This window comes from Williamsia deligens, assembly GCF_024171765.1.
Classification (GTDB): domain Bacteria; phylum Actinomycetota; class Actinomycetes; order Mycobacteriales; family Mycobacteriaceae; genus Williamsia_A; species Williamsia_A deligens.
This window is the reverse complement of record NZ_JAMTCI010000001.1, coordinates 2,474,557-2,496,281: the sequence shown is the minus strand read 5'-3', so window position 1 is coordinate 2,496,281 and position 21,725 is coordinate 2,474,557. Positions and strand designations below refer to the sequence as shown.

Sequence of the window (21,725 nt, the reverse complement as noted above, 5' to 3'; positions counted from 1 at the left end):
AGGCTATCGGCCCGGCGGCGGGGCGGCAGAGCTCAACGGTCCTGCGGCCAGGTCGCGCTCCCCGTGGGTGCCGTCGGCGTGGGTCTCGAACTCGGTCTCCCGCTCGGCGGCGAACTTCGCCAGGATCACCACCGCGAAGCCCATCGTGATGAGCACGAGGCCGACGACGACACCCTCGACGACGTCGACGTGCGCCCGCTCGCCGAGCAGCAGGACGCCGAGCGCCATGGCCACGGCCGGTTCCATCACGGTCATCGCGGGGAACGACGTCTGCAGGTCATGGGCGGCGAACGCGAGCTGCTGGCACACCACCGACCCCGCCGCGACGACGAGGATCAGGTAGAGCTCGGGGTGGATGAAGGGCTGCACGAGACCCTCACCGAACTGGGTCATGACCGACTTCACCAGGAAGGACTGGACGCCGGTCAGCAGACCTGACGCAGACCCGTAGAGCAGGGCGCGGTAGTGCGGTGACACCAGGCGTGCGGCGACCACCAACCCTGCGAGCACGGCCACGACGGTCACGATGGTGCCGGCGAGCACCCCGGCGTCGAGCCCACGGTGCGCGGGAGTCGGCATGGTGATGAGCACGAACGCCGCGATGCACAGCGTGAGGACGATGCCCCACTTCCACTCGGCGAAGCTGAGTCGCCGGCGGTCGAGGCGGGCCTCCATGGGCAGGGCGAACAGCACCGACAACACGATGAGCGGCTGCACCAGCAGCAGGGTGCCGAGCCCGAGCGCGGCGGCCTGCAGGACGAACCCCGCCGCCGCGATGGCGACACCGAGCCACCACCTCCTGGTGATGCCACCCGAGGGCGTCGACGACCGCTGCCGGACCAGCGTGCCGGTGGCCACCAGCAGCGCCGACACCACGGCCAGGGCCGCGGGCAGGATCAGGTGCATCCGGCCAACGGTACTGGCCCGCGGGGGTCGTTCCCACCGGACGAGGGGCAGTTCTGGGGAAAACTCACGCAACTCTCAGCCGGTGGATTCGCGCCGCGCCGTGGCAGGTGTTTCCCCTGTGTCGGACCGGCGTCCTACCGTTGGGCCATGCATGACGACGGCGCCCTCATCCGCGAGCTGGAGCTGCTCGCGACGCTGTCGCAGACGCAGATCCGCGCAGCCCTCGACGACGTCGCCGCTCGTGCGGAACTGGTCTCCTCCTGCCTCGACGAGGACGTCGAACTCCGCGCCGAGGCCGACCATGCGCGGGATCGCGGTGACGATGAGACCGCCTGTCATCACGAGCAGGAGGCGTCGGCCTGGCGGGCGACCGCGTCGGCGTTGCGCGGGCTCCCCGCCGTCGGGTCGTCGGCATCTCGTCGTGAACGGCGTCGCTCCGCGTGACCCGAACGCTGGTGCTCATGCGGCACGGCAAGTCGGGTTACCCCGACGGCGTGTCGGATCACGAGCGTCCACTGGCCGAGCGCGGTCGCCGCGAGGCCGCACTGGCCGGTGACTGGTTCCGCCGGGACGGGATCGAGGTCGACGCCGTGATCTGTTCGACGGCGACGCGCACACGCCAGACCCTCGAGCGGACCGGCGTGACCGCGCCGACCACGTTCGTCGAGGACGTGTACGGCGGGATGCCCGAGCACATCCTCGAGGCGGTCCGCGCCCATGCCCCCGCGGATGCGCAGACGGTGCTCGTCGTGGGACACGAGCCGGGGATGCCGATGACGGCCCGCGCGCTGGATCCCGGTGCGGAGATCGGGCACTTCCCCACCTCCGCCTATGCGGTGCTGTCGGTGCAGGTGCCGTGGGATCGCATCGGTGGCGCCGACGACGCCGCAAGCTTCCAGGGTCTGTTCATCCCCCGCTAGCCCTCCGCTGACACCGTCGAGTGGGCGGTTGGAGACGTCGGCTGGGCGTTTGGAGACGTCGAGTGGGCGCTTAGGGACGTCGACTGGGCGCTCAGAGTCGCGGGAGCAGAGCCGCGGCGAGATCGACGCCCGATCGCCAGGCACTCTCGACGCGGGGCGCACCCTCGGGACACCACTGGTCACCGGCCAGCCCGATGAGCCGATCGCCGTCGACGGCGACATGGCACGACAGGTCGTGCTGCCCGACGGGCTTCGCGAACGTCCACCGGTGGGCGTGGGTCCACGCGGGCTCACCGACGCCCAGCAGCCCGCGCAGCGCGTCGACCACCACCGGGACGACGGCGTCGGGATCGTCGAGGTGCCGACCAGCCCGGTCCGGCGTGGTGTGCGCGACGAGCACCGGCGCAGCGTCACCGCGGCGGCTGCCGTCGTCGGCGACGAAGGCGATGTCAGGGTGGTCGTTGACGAACGCTGCGTGCTCGAACGGCAGCTCGAGCGAACCGTCGAACCCGACGACCACCGCGATGACCGGCTCGTAGTCGACGCCGTCGGGCACCTCGACCAGCCGCGCGGCCTGCGGATCGGGCATGGCGACGACGACGTGGCCGTCGGGGAGCTCCTCGAGCGATGCGGTCTCGACCGGGATGTCCCCGATGACGTCGCGGACCAGGGACCGCAGACCGCCGTCGGTGGCCCAGCGTGTGGGTCCGGACTTCGTCGACGGGGCCGCGTCGGGTGCGAGCACCCCGAACGTGTCGGTCCACGGACGGGCGAGCCCCCGGTCACGCCAACCGTCGACGACCGCGTCAAAGCCGTTGTCGCGCACGGTGAAGTACCCGGCTCCGGTGTCGACACGGCGATCGTGCAGTGTCGGTGAAGCCATCCGACCGCCGGGGGCGCGGCCTCGGTCGACGACACGCACGTCGACCCCGGCGCGCACCAGTTCCGCGGCACACGCCGCTCCCGACATCCCCGCCCCGACGACGGTCACCCGCGTGCTGCTCATGGCTCCACCGTAACCACGGTCACCGGGTCGCCGAGGGATCTCGATCGCCCACTCGACGTCTCCAACCGCCCAGTCGACGTTCTTAAGCGCCCAGTGGACGTCTTCAACCGCCCACTCGACGGGTGGGATTGCCGCGGGGTGGACGGCCTGGGGTCACTTGACCAGCGCGCGCTCCAGGATGGGCGAGAGGTCGAGGCCGGCGGGCAGGGTGCCGAACGCGCTGCCCCAGTCGCGGGCGAGGCGCGTCGCCGCGAACGCCTCGGCGACCGCCGGATGCCCGTGGCGCAGCAACAACGACCCCTGCAGGCCGACGCACAGCGACTCGGCGAGCCGGCGCGCCCCGACGACGATGTTGTCCATGTCGCCGATCTGCTTCTTGATCGACGCGACGTGCGCGTCGTAGCGCTCGTCGAGTCCGAGCGCGGAGTCGAGTTCGTCGGTGATGGCCTCCACCGACTTCGGCGCGGTCGCCATGGCGCGCAGCATGTCCAGGGCGCTGACGTTGCCACTGCCCTCCCAGATCCCGGCGAGCGGCGCCTCGCGGTAGACCCGCGCCATGCCGAAGTCCTCGATGTAGCCGTTGCCGCCGAGACACTCCATCGCCTCGGCCGCGAACGCCGGCGCGCGCTTGCACGTCCAGTACTTGGTGGCGGGCAGACCGATCCGACGGATCAGCCCCTCCCGTTCGTCGCCCCGCTCGGCGGCGTCGGTGGCACCGGCCATCCGCATCGACACCGCGATCGCCGCCTCGGCCTCGATCGCCAAATCTGCCAACACGTTTCGCATCAACGGCTGGTCGATGAGGTAGTCACCGAACGCGCTGCGGTGCTGTGCGTGGTGCATGGCACGCGACAGCCCGGTCATCATCACCGACGCGCTCGCGACGGCGCAGTCGAGACGCGTCAGGCTGACCATCTCGATGATGGTGCGCACACCGCGACCCTCCTCACCGACCAACCAGCCTGTGGCGTCGTCGTATTCGATCTCCGACGACGCGTTGCCATGGTTGCCGAGCTTGTCCTTGAGGCGCTGCAACCGCATCCGGTTGCGGGTGCCGTCGGGCAGGACGCGCGGGACGAAGAAACACGACAGGCCGCCGGGCGCCTGGGCGAGTGCGAGGAAGAAGTCGCTCATCGGCGCCGACGTGAACCACTTGTGTCCGACCAGCGTGTAGGTGCCGTCGCCGTTCGGGGTCGCGGTGGTCTGGTTCGCGCGGACGTCGGATCCGCCCTGCTTCTCCGTCATCGACATGCCCGCGGTCAACGCCCGCTTGCCCGACGGCACGCCCAGGACGGGGTCGTAGTCACGGGTGGTGAGCAGCGGCTCGTAGACGGCGGCGAGATCGGGCGCATGGCGCAGCGCCGGGACCACCGCGTAGGTCATCGAGATGGGGCACAGGTGGCCGGCCTCGACGTTCCACACCGCGAGCTTCGCCGCACGCACCGCGTGCGCGCCGGGCCGGTGATCGGTCCAGGGGCCGGAGTGCAGACCGTGCTCGGTCGCCGTCGCCATCAGCCGGTGATAGGCGGGGTCGTACTCGACCTCGTCGACGCGGTTGCCGAACTTGTCGTGGGTGTGCAGCACGGGACGGTTGCGGTCGGCGAGTTCGCCCCACCGCATCGCCTCCTCGGTACCCGCGAGCGCACCGAGCGCCTGCACCTCACCGAGCCCCCACTCGCCGCCCTCGCGCACCAGTGCCTCGGACAGCGCCGGGTGATCGGCGGGGTTGTGCCCGACGAACGGCGGGACCTGGTTGAACACGGTGTGGGTGTCTGCCATGGGCGCCAGTGTCCCCCATCACAGCCCCGCCCACCAGCACCGGCATCGCCCGCCGGCGGGCCCTACGCTCGGCTCCGATGACGTCGAACACCGCGCTCGTGCTGGCACATGAGGACGACCGGGGTCGCGGTCGGATCGAGGCAGGGTCGCTCGCCGACGCGCTGCGGGCCCGGGGACTCACGCCCCTCGTCGTGCACCCCTCCGACGACCTGCCCGATCCCGCGACGGTGGAGGCCGTGGTGGTGCTGGGGTCGGTCGATTCCGCCTACGACGACTCCCTGTCGTGGCTCGGTCCCGAGCGCGCCTACCTCGCCCGCGTCGTCGACGCCGGGACACCCACCCTCGGGGTGTGCTTCGGCGGGCAGATCCTGTCCCGCGTGCTCGGCGGGGTCGTCGAGCGCTCACCGCACCCCGAGGTCGGTTTCGTCGACGTCACCCCCGAGGGCGCGGCCGCGTCGTGGATCGACGACGGCCCGTGGATGCAGTGGCACTTCGACCACTTCTCGCTGCCACCGGGTGCCCGCCGGCTGGCGCACAACGACGCGGGCCTGCAGGCGTTCGTGCGGGGGCGCGTCGTCGGGACGCAGTTCCACCCCGAGATCACCGCCGACTCGTTCGCGGCGTGGCGGATGGGCTGGACCCGCGAGTCCGAGCGCGAGGTACGGCGCGACTTCGGGATCGACGTGGACGAGCTCGCCGCCCGTATCGAGGGGGACCACGCTCCTCTGGCCGCCCGCTGTGCCCGCCTGCTCGACGGCGTCCTCGACGGCAGGCTCCTCAAGAGCTGACCCCCCTCCGGACGAGAGGGTGGCCCGGTCAGGCGAAGGCGGCGATGCTGATGACGCCCGCCACCAGGCAGTACACGACGAACGGGTACATCGTCCGCGTGCGGAAGAACCGCTCGAGGAACGCGACCGCGACCAGTGCGGCCACGAACGCGCACAGCGCGCCCACGATCACCTGACCACCGATGCCGTCGCCGGCCGGTCCGAACAGCTCGGGGACCTTCAGCACGCCCGCGGCGAGGATCACCGGTGTGGCCAGCAGGAACGCGAACTTCGCCGCGGACTCGTGGCCGAGACCCCGCAGGATGCCGGCCGAGATCGTCGCGCCCGACCGGGAGATGCCCGGCAGCAACGCCAGGATCTGCGCGGCGCCGATCAGCGTGGCGTCGCGGTAGCGCAGACCCTCGATCTCGGTGTCGGGATCGCCCTGGGACGGGGCCACCGCGTGCGCCCCCGACGACGCGCGCCGACGCAGGGTCTCCGCGGCCAACAGCACCCCACCGTTGACGACGAGGAACACCGCGGACGCGAGGGGCGTCGCGAACACCTGACGCAGCGGCTTCTCGGCGACCAGCCCGACGATCCCGACGAGCACCGTGCCCGCGATGAGCAACCACGCCAGACGTGCCTCGGGGGTGTCGATGCGGCGCCGGACCACGCTGCCGACGAACCCGCGGACGATCGCGACCCAGTCGCGGCGGTACCAGACGACCAGCGCCAGGGCCGTCGCCACGTGCAGCGCGACGAGGAACGCCAGGAACGGGGTGTGACCCTCACTGTTCGACTGCGTCACCAGCGTCTCCCAGCTGCCACCGATCCACGCCGGGACCAGCAGAGAGTGCCCCAGACTCGAGACCGGGAACAGCTCGGTGACCCCCTGCAGCAGGCCCATCACCACCGCCTGGGTGTAGGTCAGTGAGCTCACGGATGTCCCCTTCTCGTGCCGGTCAGTCGTCGACCACCAGCTCGAGCCGGACGCCGAGGAGTCGGACGGGCCGGTCGAGCTCGAAACGGTCCAGGAGAGTGTGCACCGACGGCTCGATGTCGGCGAGATGGGTTGTCGTGGTGGGCAGTTTGCGTGATTTGGTGCGTGTGAAGAAGGTCGCCGTGCGGACCGTGACAGCCACCCGCGTCACCACGCGACCCTCGGCCAGCACGAGGGCGAGCACATCGGAGGTCAGCTCTTCGGCACGGCGGTGCAGTTCGTCGACGTCGGTGACGTCGACCGGGAACGTCTGCACCTTCGAATGCGACCGCGCGACATAGGGTTCGGCGGTGATCGTCGGGTCGCCACCGCCGCGCGCGAGGACGTTCAACCACGTCCCCTGGTGGGGACCGAACGTCGCGATCAGGTCGTCGCGCGGGGTGGCGGCGAGGTCGGCGACGGTGTCGATGCCCAGCGCCGTCAGCTTCTGCGCGGTCTTCGGCCCGACACTCCACAGTTCCCGACACGGCCGATGCCCCATGCGGTCCATCCACGTCTGGGCGGTGAGGATGTCGACGCGGTCGGTCCCGGGCGCCTGTGCCTTGGCGAAGTTGGTGGCCATCTTGGCGCGTTGCTTGTTGTCGCTGATCCCGACAGCGCAGGTCAGGCCCGTCTCGTCGCGGATGCGCTTGATGACCGTCGCGGCCAGCGCATGCGGGTCGTCGACGTCGGCCCCGAGGTAGGCCTCGTCCCACCCCCACACCTCCACGGGGTGCCCGAGGCCCCGCAGCACCGACATGACCTGCTCCGACGCGACGTCGTACGCGGCGTGATCGGTGGGGAGGTAGACGGCGTCGGGCAGCTTGCGGTGCGCGGCACGCAGCGGCATCCCCGCCCGCACACCGACATCCCTGGCCTCGTACGACGCGCAGGTCACCACCGTGCGCGGGGCCTGCGGGTCGCCGGTGCCGCCGACGATGACGGGCACCCCGACGAGTTCGGGCGCGCGCTGCCGTTCCACCGACACCTGGAACTGGTCGAGGTCGACGTGCAGGATCCACCGGTGGCGATGCGCGGGCGGATCGCCGGTGACGGGCGCGGGCGGATCGCCCGACACGTCCGGATCAGCGGTTGTGACGTGGACCTCGTCACCTCCTGCGTGCATTGAGCCATTGTCGCGCGTATGGGAGGGTGTCGGGAGCCATGGCACACGACGTCGAGGGACGTCCGCGTGTGTTCGCGGCGGGCGAGCCGTGCCCGTCAGACACCCACACGACGAGCAGCCCCCACCGGGCCCGAGATGAAGTGGTATCCCATATGACCTTCGCGAGTCGCCGCACCCTGTCCGTGCGCGCCGCCCTGTCCACCGTCGTCGTCGCCCTGATCGCGGCGTTCGGCCTGGTCACCGTGGGCACCGGTTCCGCGAACGCCTGGGGTCCGCGCCCTGCCCCGACCTTCAGGTCGGCGACGATCAACGGTTACGGGATGCCGAACCCGGTCATCCGCACCTGGGCGTCGACCACCACGAACCCGGCCGTCGCACCGACGATCATCTTCCTCGACGGTCTGCGCGCCACCAACGACGTCAACGGGTGGGAGAAGGAGACCAACGTCGCCTTCCTCTCGCAGCGCGGCTACAACGTCGTCATGCCCGTCGGCGGGCAGTCGAGCTTCTACGCCGACTGGGACAACGCGAGCCCCACCGCCGGCCAGACCCGGCCCTACCGGTGGAACAGCGTGCTGACCCGCAGCCTGCCCGCGTACATGGACTCGCTGGGCTTCTCGCACAACCGCACCCTCGTCGGGCTGTCGATGGCGGCGGCGCCGGCGATCATGCTCACCACCACTCGCCCCGACCTCTACACCCGCGCGGCGTCCATCTCCGGGTTCCCGCACCTCACCGCACCGGGCATGCAGACGATGCTGCGCGCGGCCGCCTTCGACTCGGGCCGGTTCGACCTCAACAACATGTGGGGCATCTTCCCCAACCTGCGCGCCTTCCAGAACGACCCGCTGCTCAACATCGGCGCCATGCGTGGCCGTCACCTGTGGATCTACGCCGCAGCCGGGATCTGGAACGGCCCGCCCACCAACATCGCCACGTTCGGCACCGGCCTGTCGGGATCGGCTCTCGAGGTCGTCTCGCAGGAGCAGTCGCAGACCTTCTCCCTCGCCGCCCGCGCGGCGGGTGCGAACGTCCGCACCAGCTTCTGGCCGGTCGGCATCCACGCCTGGCAGTTCTGGCAGACCGAGATCGGGCGCATGGATCGCGCCGGCTGGTTCCGTAACGGCTGACCGCCGATCGCGGACCGTGGGTGTCCGCATCGCGTGACATCGTTCCTCCCATCGCGCCGTCGATGAGAGGAACGAAGTCATGACCAGCACCGAACCCGCAGCCGCCCCCGCCGAGATCCCCGGCGGTCCCTGGACCCTCGAGGTCGTCATGCTCCCCGTGAGCGATGCCGACCGGGCCAAGGACTTCTACACGCGCGTCGGCTTGACCCCCGACCACGATCACGTCGTCCCGCCCGGCGGACCCGGCAACCCCGGCGACACCCCGATCCGCTTCGTGCAGATGACCCCCGTCGGGTCGAACTGCTCCATCGCGTTCGGCGACGGCCTCGTCGAGGGTGAGCCCGGCTCGGTCAAGGGCCTGATGATCTGCGTGACCGACATCCACGCCGCCCGCGCCCATCTGCTCGCCGCCGGGGTGGAGGTGGGCGAGGTCGCGATGGAGCCGTGGGGTCAGTTCGTGTACTTCTCCGACCCCGACGGCAACGCGTGGAGCGTGCAGTACCTCCCGTATCGACACGCCTGACGATGTCCGCTGGGGCAGACTTGCCCCATGGCCACCATCCGCACCGACGTCCTCGGGCACCTGCAGAGCGCCGGCGTCGAGATGCTCGTGGGCACCGTCGTCAACCCCGCCGGCCTGACGCACGCGAAGGTCGTCGACGTCGCCCGCGTGCCCGCTTTCGCCGAGTCCGGGCTCGGTGTCAGTCCGGTGTGGCACGTCTTCACCATCGACCGCTCGGGCATCGCGTACACGGATCGGTTCGGCGCGGTCGGTGATCAGCGCATCCGCGTCGACCTCGAGGCCGTCCGTGTCATCGGCGACCACGTCGCGTGGGCGCCCGCCGATTTCGTCGAGCAATCCGGTGAGCCGGTGCAGGCGTGCGCACGCGGGACCCTGCGCCGGGTGACCGACCGACTGGCCGCGGCGGGTCTGACCGCGATGGTGGGTCACGAGCTGGAGTTCTCGCTCGTCGGCCCCGACGGTGAGGCGATCGGGTCGACGATGTGGGCCCAGTACGGACTCGCCGGGGTGCTGGAGTTCGAGGACTTCGTCCGCGACGTGGTCGCCTCCGCGCGGCGAGCAGGTGTCGAACTCGCACAGATTCATCCGGAGTACGGCGCGAACCAGTTCGAGGTGTCGCTGGCACCCCTGGCGCCGGTCGCCGCCGCCGACCAGCTCGTCGCCGCGCGGATGGTGATCGGGCGCGCCGCACGACGCCACGGCCTGCGTGCCTGCTTCTCCCCGAAGCCGTTCCACGACGGGGTCGGCAACGGCGCGCACCAGCACTTCTCGCTCACCGACGCCGACGGTCCCCTCCTCTCCGGTGGAGACGGTCCGCACGGTCTCACCGCGCGGGGCGGGGCCGCGATCGGTGGCGTCGTCGCCGGGCTGCCGGATGTGCAGGCGGTCCTGTGCGGGTCGATCGTCTCGGGACTGCGTGTGCTGCCGGGCTTCTGGGCCGGCGCGCATGCGTGTTGGGGCACCGAGAACCGCGAGGCGGCGGTGCGCTTCATCGAGGCCGGGCCGACCAACCCGCTCGGCGCGAACGTCGAGGTGAAGATCGTCGACCCGTCGGCCAATCCCTACCTCGCGACCGCCGCGATCCTGGGTCTCGCCGCCGACGGTGTCGAGCGGGGCGCGACGCTCCCGCCGGAGACCACCGTCGACCCGGCGTCGCAGTCCGACGCCGAGCGCGACGCGGCCGGGACCGTCCTGCTCACCGGCGACCAGACCGCGATGCTGGACGCGCTCGAGGCGTCGACCGTCGCGCGATCGGCGCTCGGGGACGAGGTGATCGAGGCGACCCTCGCCGTCCGCCGGTACGAGGCGTCGACCTACGGCGACCGCTCCCCCGCCGAGCTGGCGCAGCTGTTCCGGATGGCGTGGAGCGTGTGACCCGCGCGTCGGTCGACGCACTGCGCGAGCACCTGGCGCGCATCGAGCTGATCGACCATCACGTGCACGGTCGGTGGGCTGCCGACGGTGACGCCGCGCGGCTGGCGGCGGCCCTGAACGAGGCCGACACCGATCCGGTGACGGCGGCGCGGCACGGCTGGGACACCCAGCTCGGGTTCGCGGTGCGCACACGCTGCGCTCCCCTGCTCGATCTCCCACGACATGCGGCCGCCGAGTACTGCACCCGGCGTGCCGAACTCGGGGAGGACGAGGTGGCGCGACGGTTCCTCTCCGCGGCCGGGGTGTCGACGTGGTTGGTGGACACCGGCGTCGACGCCGGGTTGGCCGCACCCGACGACCTCGCCGCCCTCGGCGGTGGTGTGGCGCGGGAGATCGTCCGCCTCGAGGAGGTCGCCGAGGCCGCCGCCGCGGCGCCGGGACCCTACGTCGAGGAGTTCGTCGACATCCTGCGTCGCCGGACGACGGAGGCGGTGGCGACGAAAACGGTGATCGCCTACCGCGGTGGGTTCGCCGGCGACCTGTCGGACCCGCCGGCGCGACTCGTCGAACTCGCCGCCGACCGCTGGCGGTCCGAGCGCGGCACCCGGCTGACCGATCGACTCCTGCTGCGGTTCGGGGTGCACCGCGCCCTGGAACTCGGCCTGCCGCTGCAGTTCCACGTCGGGTTCGGTGATCGCGACGCGCGGTTGTCGCAGACCGACCCGCTGCTGCTCGACGAGTTCATCCGCGGTGCCGGCGACGTACCGATCATGCTGCTGCACTGCTACCCCTTCGAGCGCCGGGCCGGTTATCTGGCGCAGGCGTTCCCGTCGGTGCATCTCGACGGCGGGTTGTCGATCCACCACCTCGGCGCGCGGTCGGCGGCGTTCGTCGGGCGACTGCTCGAGATGGCCCCGTTCACGAAGCTTCTCTACTCGTCCGATGGCTGCGGACCCGCCGAGTTCCACTTCCTCGGCGCGGCGCTGTGGCGCGACGGCATGGCGTCGGTGCTGTCGGGATTCGTCGACGACGGCGAGTGGTCGCTCGACGACGCGATCGCAGTCGCCGACCTCGTCGCCCATGGCAACGCCCGTCGCGTCTACGACCTCTGACCCCTCAACTCGTCGAGCGTGCCGAAACTCCCTGCCGAGTGGGCCGATCGGCCGGTCAGGATCTGGCCGACACCGGTGCCGCCGATCCCTGCGCGATGAGTTCGCCGCCGCGTTCGTAGTCGTCGTCGCAGTTGTGGGTGAGCACGCCGACGACCACGCCCGACCCGTCGACGTACCAGACGGTGAGGCCCCCGTCGTCGTGGTGCACGGCGATCGCGTCGGCGTGGCCGTCGCCCCAGGCGCTGTACTTGACCGTGGCACCGGCGATCTCGGTCCAGAAACCGGGGACGGCATCCCACTGCGCGTCCGCTCCCGCTGCCACGGCGCCCGCCACGCGCCCCTGGTCCTCGGCGTCCTGCCAGTGCTCGGTGGAGATCGGCCTGCCGGCGGTCGCGTTGACCGCGGACGCGACGTCACCCGCCGCGTACACGTCCGGCGCCGACGTCCTCATCGACGCATCCACCGCGATGCGCTCGGACCGCATCGCGAGCCCCGCGTCGGCTGCGAGATCTGTGCGTGGTGTGACACCGGTGGCCGCCAGCACGAGGTCGACGTCGACGGTCACGCCCGCGTCGAGGACGGCCGCCATCCCCTCACCCGGTGCGCCGCTGACCGACTCGACGTGTGCGCCCCCGACGTAGCGCACACCGGCCTGCTCGAGGATGCCGGCCAACCGTCGGCCGGCGTCGGGCCCGAGTCGGCGGTCCTGCGGTACCGCGTCGGGTGCCACCACGGTCGTCGCCACACCGCGAGCCGCCAGCGAAGCGGCAGCCTCGCAGCCGATGAACCCTCCGCCCATCACGAGCGCCGACGACGCCCCGGCAGCCCACCCCTGCAGAGCCTCGGCGTCCGCCATCGAGCGCAGGGTGGGTACCCGTTCGCCGCCGGGTGCCGGCAGCGGGACCGGAGCAGCTCCTGTCGCCAGGACGAGGCTGTCGTAGACGATCGTCTCGCCGTCACCGGTCCGCACCTCGTGCCTGTCGGGGTCCAGGCCGGAGACGGTGGTGCCGGTGAGGACCTCGATGTCGTTCTCGGTGTAGAACTCGTCCGGCTGCAGCGCGATGTCGTCGATGCCGACCTCACCACGCAGGAAGTCCTTGCTCAGCGGTGGTCGCCAGTACGGCCTGTGTGCCTCCGGGGTGACCACGACGACGCGACCGCGGCCACCGTTCTCCCGGTAGGCCTGAGCAGCGGCGACACCCGCGGGTCCCGATCCGACGACGAGCAGTGCAGTCTCCATGCAGGCGGGGTACCCGTTCCACCCCCGACTCACGCAGCCCCATCCCACCCCCCCGACCGTGCACCAGATTCCGCCGACCGTGCACCAGATTCCGCCGACCGTGCGGTAGATCCCCTCGACCGTGCATCAGATCCCGTCGACCGTGCGGTGGATCCCCTCGACCGTGCACCTCGAGATCGGCGAGAACCGATCGGCCGTCGCTTGCGTCCAACGAGCATGAGCATCGACAACCACGCGTTCTCCCTGCGCGATTCCGGGCTCCCCGCCGGCATCAGTCCGCGAGACATCCGCCGCGACTTCCGCATGGTCCATCGTGGGGTCTACGCCGAGGCGGGGTCACCCCTCTCACCCACGGAGACCATCCGGGCAGCATGGCTGAGGGCGGGACCCGAATCCGTCGTCGCGGGGGTCAGCGCCGCTGTCCTCCACGGCGCGACGTTCTTCGACCATGGTGCGACTGTCGAGCTCATACGCCCGCCGACGGGTCAGGCGCGACGGTTCAACGACGTCCGCATCCACCGAACCGACGTGAACCCGGCCGATGTGGTCGTCGTCGACGGCATGCCTGTGACCTCGCCGATCAGGACTGCGTTCGACCTCGGACGCCGCGCTCCTGCCTGGCTCGCGCTGGCCCATCTCGATGACCTCACACGAGCGACCGACCTCGACCACATGGAGTTGTGGCGGTTCGTCGTCGCGCATCCCGCGGTGCGGAACATCCGGCAGCTCCGTGGGCTCGTGCCCTGGATCGACGCCGGCGCGGAATCGTCAGGAGAGAGCTGGACGCGGCACCTCATCCTTGCTGATGGCCTACCCAGGCCCGAGACGCAGGTGAAGGTCTACGACGACCACGGAACCATCGTCGCGAAGTTCGACCTCGCATACCGCCGAGAGAAGATCGGCGTGGAGTTCGACGGCTTCGAGTACCACTCCAGCGACGAGCAACGGCGGTCCGACGCCGCACGCGATCGACAGACCGCCCGTCTCGGGTGGCACACCGAGCGACGCAACAGTGTGCAGCTGTCCGACGACCCGCTCGGGTTTCTCGCCCACCTCCGCGGTCTGCTCGACGCACCCGGGCGTCGCCGAGGACGATGAGTGCACGCTCGACGGGATCTGGTGCACGCTCGGCGCCATTTACCGCACGGTGGACGGGATGTGGTGCACGCTCGGCGAGTTGGGGCGGGGGGCGGGGTGCAGACGCAGAACGGCCCCCACCCGGAGGTGGGGGCCGTTCTGTGACTCAGGGACTACCGGTAATCCGAGGAGAACCCGTAGTCGTCCAGCGGCACCGCAGCACCCGACGGGGCACCGAAGGTGCCGTCCGGGCTGTAGTAGGTGTCGTCGTAGGACGGCACCGCGTACGCGGCGGCACGCGCCTCCTCGGTCGGCTGCACCGTGATGTTCCGGTACCGGTTGATGCCGGTTCCGGCCGGGATCAGCTTGCCGATGATCACGTTCTCCTTCAGACCCACCAGCTTGTCGCTGCGGCTGTTGATCGCCGCGTCGGTCAGGACACGCGTGGTCTCCTGGAACGACGCCGCCGACAGCCACGACTCGGTGGCCAGCGAGGCCTTCGTGATGCCCATGAGCACCGGACGGCCGGCAGCCGGCTCGTTGCCCTCGCCGACGACGCGACGGTTGGCCGCCTCGAACTCGGCGCGCTCGGTGAGCGATCCGGGCAGGAACTCGGTGGCACCGGAGTCGATGATCGTCACGCGACGCAGCATCTGACGGACGATCGTCTCGATGTGCTTGTCGTGGATCGACACACCCTGGCTCCGGTACACCTCCTGCACCTCGTTGACGAGGTGCACCTGCACCTGACGCGGGCCCATGATGCGCAGCACCTCGTGCGGATCCGCGGCGCCCTCCATGAGCTGCTGCCCGACCTCGACGTGGTCGCCGTCGGCCAGGAGACGCTCGGAGCCGTCATCGTGCTTGAACACACGCAGACGCTGACGCTTCGAGATCTTGTCGTAGACGACCTCTTCGGAACCGTCGTCGGGGACGATGGTGATCTTGTAGAAACGATCGTCGTCCTCGAGGCGGATACGGCCGGCGACCTCGGCGATCGGGGCCTTGCCCTTGGGGACACGGGCCTCGAACAGCTCCTGGACACGCGGCAGACCACCGGTGATGTCGTCGCCGACGCCACCCTGGTGGAACGTACGCATGGTCAGCTGGGTACCGGGCTCACCGATCGACTGGGCGGCGATGATGCCGACCGCCTCGCCGATGTCGACGAGCTTGCCGGTCGCCATCGAGCGGCCGTAGCACATCGCGCACACGCCGGTGCCCGTCGTGCAGGTCAGCACCGACCGGACCTTGACCTCGGTGATGTCGGCCGCGAGGAGTGCCTCGATGGCCGGGTCACCCAGATCGTGGCCACGCTCGACGACGACGGTGCCGTCGGCGTCGACCGCGTCGGACGCGAGCGTCCGGGCGTAGGCCGAGGTCTCGACGTGCGGGTCACGGATGAGCGACCCGTCCGCCTGCTTCTCGGCCAGCGTGACAACGATGCCGCGCTCGGTGCCACAGTCGGTCTCACGCACGATGACGTCCTGGCTGACGTCCACCAGACGACGGGTCAGGTACCCCGAGTCGGCGGTACGCAGAGCCGTGTCGGCCAGACCCTTACGGGCACCGTGCGTGTTGATGAAGTACTCCGCGACCGTCAGGCCCTCACGGAACGAGGACTTGATGGGACGAGGGATGAACTCACCCTTCGGGTTGGTGACCAGACCCTTCATGCCCGACAGGTTGCGGACCTGCGTCATGTTGCCGGTCGCACCCGACTTCGGGATCATCGCGATCGGGTTGTCCTCGGGGTAGTACGCCTCCATCGCGGCGCCGACCTCCTCGGTGGCCTGCTTCCAGATCTCGACGAGGGCGTCACGACGCTCCTCCGGGGTGAGGGCACCACGCTGGAACTTGCGCTCCAGGCCGTCGGCCCGCTCCTCGTACTTGTCGAGGATCGCGCCCTTGGTCGGCGGCACGAGCACGTCGGCCATCGACACGGTGACACCCGAGCGGGTGGCCCAGTAGAAGCCGACGTCCTTGAGCTTGTCGACGGTCTGCGCGACCACGATCATCGGGTACCGCTCGGCGAGGTCGTTGATGATCACGGCCTGACGCTTCTTCGGCATCTGCTCGTTGACGAACGGGTACTCCCGCGGCAGCAGCTCGTTGAAGAGCACGCGACCCAGGGTGGTCTCGATCGTCCACGCCTGCCCGACGGTCCAGCCGTCCGGGAAGTGCTCGGCCTCGATGTCGGCCGGCGGACGCTGATCGGTCAGCCGCACCTTGATCTTCGCCTGGACGGTCAGGACACCGCGGTCCAACGCCATGATGGCCTCGGCCGGGGTCGAGTAGACGCCACGCTCGACGTCGTCCTTGGACGACGCCGAGTACTCGCCCATCGCCCCGTCCTTCTGGGTGGTCAGGAAGTACAGACCCGTGACCATGTCCAGACGCGGCATGGCGAGCGGACGACCCGACGCCGGCGACAGGATGTTGTTGCTCGACAGCATCAGGATGCGTGCCTCGGCCTGCGCCTCGGCGGACAGCGGCAGGTGGACTGCCATCTGGTCACCGTCGAAGTCGGCGTTGAACGCCTCACAGACGAGCGGGTGCAGCTGGATGGCCTTGCCCTCCACGAGCTGCGGCTCGAACGCCTGGATGCCCAGACGGTGCAGCGTCGGCGCACGGTTCAGCAGGACCGGGTGCTCGGCGATGACCTCTTCGAGGACGTCCCACACGGCCGGGCGCTGACGCTCGACCATGCGCTTGGCGGACTTGATGTTCTGCGCCTGGTTGAGATCGACCAGTCGCTTCATCACGAACGGCTTGAACAGCTCGAGCGCCATCAGCTTCGGCAGACCGCACTGGTGCAGCTTGAGCTGCGGGCCGACGACGATGACCGAACGGCCCGAGTAGTCGACGCGCTTGCCGAGCAGGTTCTGACGGAAACGACCCTGCTTGCCCTTGAGCAGATCGCTCAGGGACTTCAGCGGACGGTTGCCCGGCCCGGTGACGGGCCGGCCACGACGACCGTTGTCGAACAGGGCGTCGACCGACTCCTGCAGCATCCGCTTCTCGTTGTTGACGATGATCTCGGGCGCACCCAGATCGATCAGTCGCTTGAGGCGGTTGTTGCGGTTGATGACGCGGCGGTACAGGTCGTTCAGGTCCGAGGTGGCGAAGCGGCCACCGTCGAGCTGGACCATCGGACGCAGCTCCGGCGGGATCACCGGCACGGCGTCGAGCACCATGCCCAGCGGCGAGTTGCCCGACATCTGGAACGCCGCGACGACCTTCAGTCGCTTGAGCGCACGCAGCTTCTTCTGGCCCTTGCCGTTGCGGATGGTGTCCCGCAGGATGTCGGCCTCGGCGTCGATGTCGAAGGTCTCGAGGAGCTTCTTGATCGCCTCGGCACCCATCGCGCCGGTGAAGTACTCGCCGTAGCGGTCCTGCAGCTCACGGTAGAGCCGCTCGTCGATGATCATGTCCTTCACCGACAGCTTGGTGAACTTGTCCCAGATCTCGTCGAGCTCGTCGAGTGCGCGCTGCGCGGTGTCGCGGATCTTGCGCATCTCGCGCTCGCCGCCGTCCTTCACCTTGCGGCGGGCATCGGCCTTCGCGCCTTCGCGCTCCAGCTCCGCCAGGTCCTCTTCGAGCTTCTTGGCGCGCTCCTCGAGGTCGGAGTCACGGGTGTCGGCGACACCCTTCTTCTCGACCTCCATCTCGGCCTGCAGCGTCGACAGCTCGTTGTGACGGAGTTCGTCGTCGACAGCGGTGATGACGTAGGCGGCGAAGTAGATGATCTTCTCGAGATCCTTCGGCGCCAGGTCCAGCAGGTAGCCCAGACGCGACGGGACACCCTTGAAGTACCAGATGTGGGTGACCGGCGCGGCCAGCTCGATGTGGCCCATCCGCTCACGACGCACCTTGGCGCGGGTGACCTCGACGCCGCAGCGCTCGCAGATGATGCCCTTGAAGCGGACACGCTTGTACTTGCCGCAGTAGCACTCCCAGTCGCGGGTCGGACCGAAGATCTTCTCGCAGAAGAGTCCGTCCTTCTCGGGCTTGAGCGTGCGGTAGTTGATGGTCTCCGGCTTCTTGACCTCGCCGTAGCTCCACCGGTGGATGTCGTCGGCCGTGGCCAGACCGATCTTCAGTTCGTCGAAAAAGTTGACGTCGAGCAAGTTGATACCTTCCTAGCTCTTATCAGGCGCTCAGTTGGCCAGGTCGTCGACGGTGGCGGACTCGTTGCGGGACAGGTTGATGCCGAGGTTCGCCGCGGCACGCTCCAGGTCCTCGTCGTCGCCGTCACGCATCTCGATCGCGGCACCGTCCGAGGAGAGCACCTCGACGTTCAGGCACAGCGACTGCAGCTCTTTCAGGAGCACCTTGAACGACTCGGGGATACCCGGCTCGGGGATGTTCTCGCCCTTGACGATGGCCTCGTAGACCTTCACGCGACCGACCACGTCGTCGGACTTGATGGTGAGCAGCTCCTGCAGCGTGTACGCCGCGCCGTAGGCCTGCATCGCCCAGCACTCCATCTCACCGAAGCGCTGGCCACCGAACTGCGCCTTACCGCCCAGCGGCTGCTGCGTGATCATCGAGTACGGACCCGTCGACCGCGCGTGGATCTTGTCGTCCACGAGGTGGTGCAGCTTGATGATGTACATGTAGCCGACCGACACGGGGAACGGGAACGGCTCACCGGAGCGACCGTCGTACAGCGTCGCCTTGCCGTCGCCGTTGACCATCACCTCGCCGTCGCGGTTGGGCAGCGTCGAGGACAGCAGTCCCGTCAGCTCCTCCTCGCGAGCACCGTCGAACACGGGGGTCGCGGTGCGGGTGTCCGGGCCGGACGAGAGCATGCTCTCGTCGAGGCGCGACGCCCATTCCGGGGTCCCCTGCGCGACGTCGATGTTCCAGCCGGTCTTGGCGATCCACCCGAGGTGGGTCTCCAGGATCTGGCCGATGTTCATACGACGGGGCACACCGTGGGTGTTCAGGATGATGTCGACAGGCGTGCCGTCGGGCATGAACGGCATGTCCTCCGCGGGGAGGATCTTGCCGATGACGCCCTTGTTGCCGTGGCGGCCGGCCAGCTTGTCGCCGTCCTGGATCTTGCGCTTCTGCGCGACGTAGACACGCACGAGCTCGTTGACACCGGGGGGCAGGTCGTCGTCGTCCTCGCGGCTGAACACGCGGATGCCGATCACCTTGCCGGTCTCACCGTGCGGCACCTTCAGCGAGGTGTCGCGGACCTCCCGCGCCTTCTCACCGAAGATCGCGCGCAGCAGGCGCTCCTCGGGGGTCAGCTCGGTCTCGCCCTTCGGCGTCACCTTGCCGACGAGGATGTCGCCGTCACGGACCTCGGCACCGATGCGGATGATGCCGCGCTCGTCGAGGTCGGCGAGGACCTCGTCGGAGACGTTCGGGATGTCCCGGGTGATCTCCTCGGCACCGAGCTTGGTGTCGCGGGCGTCGATCTCGTGCTCCTCGATGTGGATCGAGGTGAGGACGTCCTCCTCCACGAGGCGCTGCGACAGGATGATCGCGTCCTCGTAGTTGTGGCCCTCCCACGGCATGATCGCCACGAGCAGGTTCTTGCCGAGCGCCATCTCACCGGAGTCGGTGCAGGGGCCGTCGGCCAGGACCTGTCCGACCTCGACACGCTGCCCCTCGTCCACGATCGGACGCTGGTTGGCGCATGTGCCGTGGTTGGACCGCGCGAACTTGCGCATGCGGTACGTGTCGCGCGTGCCGTCGTCGGCCATGACGGTGACGTAGTCGGCCGAGACCTCCTCCACCGCGCCCGCCTTCGCGGACGTGATGACGTCGCCGGCGTCGACCGCGGCACGCAGCTCCATGCCGGTGCCGACCAGCGGCGCCTCACTGCGGACCAGCGGCACCGCCTGACGCTGCATGTTCGCACCCATCAGGGCGCGGTTGGCGTCGTCGTGCTCGAGGAACGGGATCATCGCGGTCGCGACGGACACCATCTGTCGCGGCGAGACGTCCATGTAGTCGATCGTGCTCGGCGGCACGAACTCCACCTCGCCACCCTTGCGTCGCGCGAGGACACGGTCCTCGGTGAAGCGCAGGTCGGAGTCGAGCTCGGCGTTGGCCTGGGCCTTGACGAAGCGCTCCTCCTCGTCGGCGGTCAGGTAGTCGATCTGATCGGTGACGACGCCGTCGACGACCTTGCGGTAGGGCGTCTCGATGAAGCCGAACGGGTTGACCCGCGCGTACACCGACAGCGACCCGATGAGACCGATGTTCGGACCCTCGGGGGTCTCGATCGGGCACATGCGGCCGTAGTGCGACGGGTGGACGTCACGGACCTCGAGGCCGGCGCGCTCACGAGACAGACCGCCGGGGCCCAGCGCCGACAGGCGACGCTTGTGGGTCAGGCCCGACAGCGGGTTGTTCTGGTCCATGAACTGCGACAGCTGGGAGGTCCCGAAGAACTCCTTGATCGCGGCCACGACGGGGCGGATGTTGATCAGGGTCTGCGGCGTGATGGCCTCGACGTCCTGGGTGGTCATCCGCTCGCGGACCACACGCTCCATGCGGGACAGGCCCACGCGGATCTGGTTCTGGATCAGCTCGCCCACGGTGCGCAGACGACGGTTGCCGAAGTGGTCGATGTCGTCGACCTCGACGGGGACCTCGACGCCGCCGGGGACGGTCATGAACGAGGCCACGTTCGTCTCGGCCTCGTGCAGACGCACCAGGTACTCGACGGTGGCGACGATGTCCTCTTCGGTGAGGACCGAGGCACCGGTCATCGGGTTGTCGGTGAGACCGAGCTTCTTGTTGAACTTGTAGCGACCGACGCGGGCCAGGTCGTAACGCTTCTCCTTGAAGAAGAGGTTCTCGAGCAGCGTCTGCGCCGACTCACGCGTCGGGGGCTCGCCCGGGCGCAGCTTGCGGTAGACCTCGAGCAGCGCCTCGTCGGTGTTGGCGGTGTTGTCCTTCTCCAGCGTCGACATCATGATCTCGGAGAAGCCGAACCGCTCCGTGATCTGCTCGGTGGTCCACCCGAGCGCCTTGAGCAGCACGGTGACCGACTGGCGACGCTTGCGGTCGATGCGGACGCCGACCGTGTCGCGCTTGTCGATGTCGAACTCGAGCCACGCACCACGACCCGGGATCACCTTGACGCTGTGCAGCGTCTTCTCGGTGGCCTTGTCGATGTTGGCGTCGAAGTACACGCCGGGGCTGCGGACCAGCTGGCTCACGACGACACGCTCGGTGCCGTTGATGATGAAGCTGCCCTTGTCGGTCATGATCGGGAAGTCGCCCATGAAGACGGTCTGCGACTTGATCTCACCGGTGTTGTTGTTGATGAACTCCGCGGTGACGAACAACGGCGCCGCGTAGGTCATGTCCTTGTCCTTGCACTCCTCGACGGAGGCCTTCACCTCGTCGAAGCGAGGATCGGAGAAGGAGAGGGACATCGACCCGGAGAAGTCCTCGATCGGCGACAGCTCGGCGAGGATGTCGTCGAGACCACCGCTCGGGTGCTCCTCGCCGCGGGCGATCGCGCGCTCACGCCACTCGGACGAGCCGATCAGCCATTCGAAGGACTCCAGCTGCACGTCGAGCAGTCCGGGGACCTCGAGGGGTTCGGCGAGCTTCGCGAAGGAGGCACGATACGGCGCTCCCGGGATGGTCCGGCGCGGTGCGCCGTCGATTGTTGAGGTGGACTGGCGGGTGACTGCCAAGATGCGTCCTTCCAACACGGATCTCTGTACGCCTCACGAGGGACGTCACGTCGTCGGAAGACGGGTGACTTCGTGGGCGTTGTTGTCGGCGGCGCTGGGACTTCCCTCGA

General features: G+C 69.4%; 16 protein-coding genes. 8 read left to right on the top strand and 8 right to left on the bottom strand.

What is annotated here, in order from left to right:
- Nucleotides 1–3 precede the first annotated feature (3 nt).
- Nucleotides 4–906, bottom strand: a complete 903-nt coding sequence (locus LX14_RS11690; RefSeq protein ID WP_253647360.1) for a DMT family transporter — start codon at nt 904–906, stop codon at nt 4–6.
- Between the two features lie 147 nt (nt 907–1,053).
- Here LX14_RS11690 and LX14_RS11685 point away from each other — a divergent pair, with 147 nt between their 5' ends.
- Together LX14_RS11685 and LX14_RS11680 are read left to right on the top strand one after the other, a co-directional pair.
- Nucleotides 1,054–1,350: a hypothetical protein gene (locus LX14_RS11685; RefSeq protein WP_253647359.1), complete on the top strand. Its 297-nt coding sequence runs from the start codon at nt 1,054–1,056 to the stop codon at nt 1,348–1,350.
- A 17-nt stretch (nt 1,351–1,367) separates the two neighbouring features.
- Nucleotides 1,368–1,826: a SixA phosphatase family protein gene (locus LX14_RS11680; RefSeq protein ID WP_253647990.1), complete on the top strand. Its 459-nt coding sequence runs from the start codon at nt 1,368–1,370 to the stop codon at nt 1,824–1,826.
- A 91-nt stretch (nt 1,827–1,917) separates the two neighbouring features.
- Here the strand turns inward: LX14_RS11680 and LX14_RS11675 are convergent, their stop codons facing one another.
- On the bottom strand, nt 1,918–2,832 hold the full coding sequence (locus LX14_RS11675) for an NAD(P)/FAD-dependent oxidoreductase (RefSeq protein WP_253647358.1): 915 nt from the start codon (nt 2,830–2,832) through the stop codon (nt 1,918–1,920).
- Between the two features lie 153 nt (nt 2,833–2,985).
- The gene (locus LX14_RS11670; RefSeq protein WP_253647357.1) at nt 2,986–4,611 is read right to left on the bottom strand and encodes an acyl-CoA dehydrogenase family protein; all 1,626 of its coding nucleotides are present in this window, start codon (nt 4,609–4,611) and stop codon (nt 2,986–2,988) included.
- Between the two features lie 77 nt (nt 4,612–4,688).
- Here LX14_RS11670 and LX14_RS11665 point away from each other — a divergent pair, with 77 nt between their 5' ends.
- Nucleotides 4,689–5,399 carry a type 1 glutamine amidotransferase gene (locus LX14_RS11665; RefSeq protein ID WP_253647356.1) on the top strand — a complete coding sequence of 237 codons (711 nt, stop codon included), beginning with the start codon at nt 4,689–4,691 and terminating at the stop codon, nt 5,397–5,399.
- A 28-nt stretch (nt 5,400–5,427) separates the two neighbouring features.
- Here the strand turns inward: LX14_RS11665 and LX14_RS11660 are convergent, their stop codons facing one another.
- On the bottom strand, nt 5,428–6,321 hold the full coding sequence (locus tag LX14_RS11660) for an undecaprenyl-diphosphate phosphatase (RefSeq protein WP_253647355.1): 894 nt from the start codon (nt 6,319–6,321) through the stop codon (nt 5,428–5,430).
- Between the two features lie 22 nt (nt 6,322–6,343).
- Nucleotides 6,344–7,486, bottom strand: coding sequence for a DNA polymerase IV (locus LX14_RS11655; protein WP_253647354.1), 1,143 nt, complete (start codon nt 7,484–7,486; stop codon nt 6,344–6,346).
- Between the two features lie 152 nt (nt 7,487–7,638).
- Between LX14_RS11655 and LX14_RS11650 the strand changes: the two genes are divergently transcribed.
- From LX14_RS11650 to LX14_RS11635, 4 genes are all read left to right on the top strand, one after another.
- A complete protein-coding gene (locus tag LX14_RS11650) occupies nt 7,639–8,616 on the top strand; it encodes an alpha/beta hydrolase (protein WP_253647353.1) in 978 nt (325 codons plus the stop codon).
- Nucleotides 8,617–8,695: 79 nt separating this feature from the next.
- Entirely contained in the window at nt 8,696–9,139 is a 444-nt protein-coding gene (locus LX14_RS11645; RefSeq protein ID WP_253647352.1) for a VOC family protein, read from the top strand.
- A gap of 27 nt (nt 9,140–9,166) precedes the next feature.
- Nucleotides 9,167–10,513, top strand: a complete 1,347-nt coding sequence (locus tag LX14_RS11640; RefSeq protein WP_253647351.1) for a type I glutamate--ammonia ligase — start codon at nt 9,167–9,169, stop codon at nt 10,511–10,513.
- The gene (locus tag LX14_RS11635; RefSeq protein ID WP_253647350.1) at nt 10,510–11,625 is read left to right on the top strand and encodes an amidohydrolase family protein; all 1,116 of its coding nucleotides are present in this window, start codon (nt 10,510–10,512) and stop codon (nt 11,623–11,625) included. The genes LX14_RS11640 and LX14_RS11635 overlap by 4 nt, the downstream gene beginning before the upstream one ends.
- 55 nt (nt 11,626–11,680) lie before the next feature.
- On the opposite strand, the gene LX14_RS11630 is transcribed toward LX14_RS11635, so the two are convergent.
- Nucleotides 11,681–12,865 (bottom strand): NAD(P)/FAD-dependent oxidoreductase, encoded by a 1,185-nt coding sequence (locus LX14_RS11630; protein WP_253647349.1) that lies wholly within the window; start codon nt 12,863–12,865, stop codon nt 11,681–11,683.
- Nucleotides 12,866–13,081: 216 nt separating this feature from the next.
- Between LX14_RS11630 and LX14_RS11625 the strand changes: the two genes are divergently transcribed.
- The gene (locus LX14_RS11625) at nt 13,082–13,963 is read left to right on the top strand and encodes a type IV toxin-antitoxin system AbiEi family antitoxin (protein WP_253647348.1); all 882 of its coding nucleotides are present in this window, start codon (nt 13,082–13,084) and stop codon (nt 13,961–13,963) included.
- Between the two features lie 152 nt (nt 13,964–14,115).
- Here LX14_RS11625 and LX14_RS11620 read toward each other — a convergent pair whose 3' ends face one another.
- Together LX14_RS11620 and rpoB are read right to left on the bottom strand one after the other, a co-directional pair.
- Complete coding sequence (locus LX14_RS11620) at nt 14,116–18,072, bottom strand: DNA-directed RNA polymerase subunit beta' (RefSeq protein ID WP_253647347.1); 3,957 nt, start codon at nt 18,070–18,072, stop codon at nt 14,116–14,118.
- A gap of 30 nt (nt 18,073–18,102) precedes the next feature.
- Complete coding sequence (gene rpoB, locus LX14_RS11615) at nt 18,103–21,633, bottom strand: DNA-directed RNA polymerase subunit beta (RefSeq protein ID WP_253647346.1); 3,531 nt, start codon at nt 21,631–21,633, stop codon at nt 18,103–18,105.
- Nucleotides 21,634–21,725 lie beyond the last annotated feature (92 nt).

Coding starts and splice junctions, on each gene's coding strand:
- LX14_RS11630 (WP_253647349.1), bottom strand. CDS start 12,865: ATGGAGACTGCACTGCTCGTCGTCGGATCGGGACCCGCGGGTGTCGCC.
- LX14_RS11650 (WP_253647353.1), top strand. CDS start 7,639: ATGACCTTCGCGAGTCGCCGCACCCTGTCCGTGCGCGCCGCCCTGTCC.
- LX14_RS11665 (WP_253647356.1), top strand. CDS start 4,689: ATGACGTCGAACACCGCGCTCGTGCTGGCACATGAGGACGACCGGGGT.
- LX14_RS11670 (WP_253647357.1), bottom strand. CDS start 4,611: ATGGCAGACACCCACACCGTGTTCAACCAGGTCCCGCCGTTCGTCGGG.
- LX14_RS11625 (WP_253647348.1), top strand. CDS start 13,082: ATGAGCATCGACAACCACGCGTTCTCCCTGCGCGATTCCGGGCTCCCC.
- LX14_RS11655 (WP_253647354.1), bottom strand. CDS start 7,486: ATGCACGCAGGAGGTGACGAGGTCCACGTCACAACCGCTGATCCGGAC.
- LX14_RS11675 (WP_253647358.1), bottom strand. CDS start 2,832: ATGAGCAGCACGCGGGTGACCGTCGTCGGGGCGGGGATGTCGGGAGCG.
- LX14_RS11645 (WP_253647352.1), top strand. CDS start 8,696: ATGACCAGCACCGAACCCGCAGCCGCCCCCGCCGAGATCCCCGGCGGT.
- LX14_RS11685 (WP_253647359.1), top strand. CDS start 1,054: ATGCATGACGACGGCGCCCTCATCCGCGAGCTGGAGCTGCTCGCGACG.
- LX14_RS11690 (WP_253647360.1), bottom strand. CDS start 906: ATGCACCTGATCCTGCCCGCGGCCCTGGCCGTGGTGTCGGCGCTGCTG.
- LX14_RS11640 (WP_253647351.1), top strand. CDS start 9,167: ATGGCCACCATCCGCACCGACGTCCTCGGGCACCTGCAGAGCGCCGGC.
- LX14_RS11680 (WP_253647990.1), top strand. CDS start 1,368: ATGCGGCACGGCAAGTCGGGTTACCCCGACGGCGTGTCGGATCACGAG.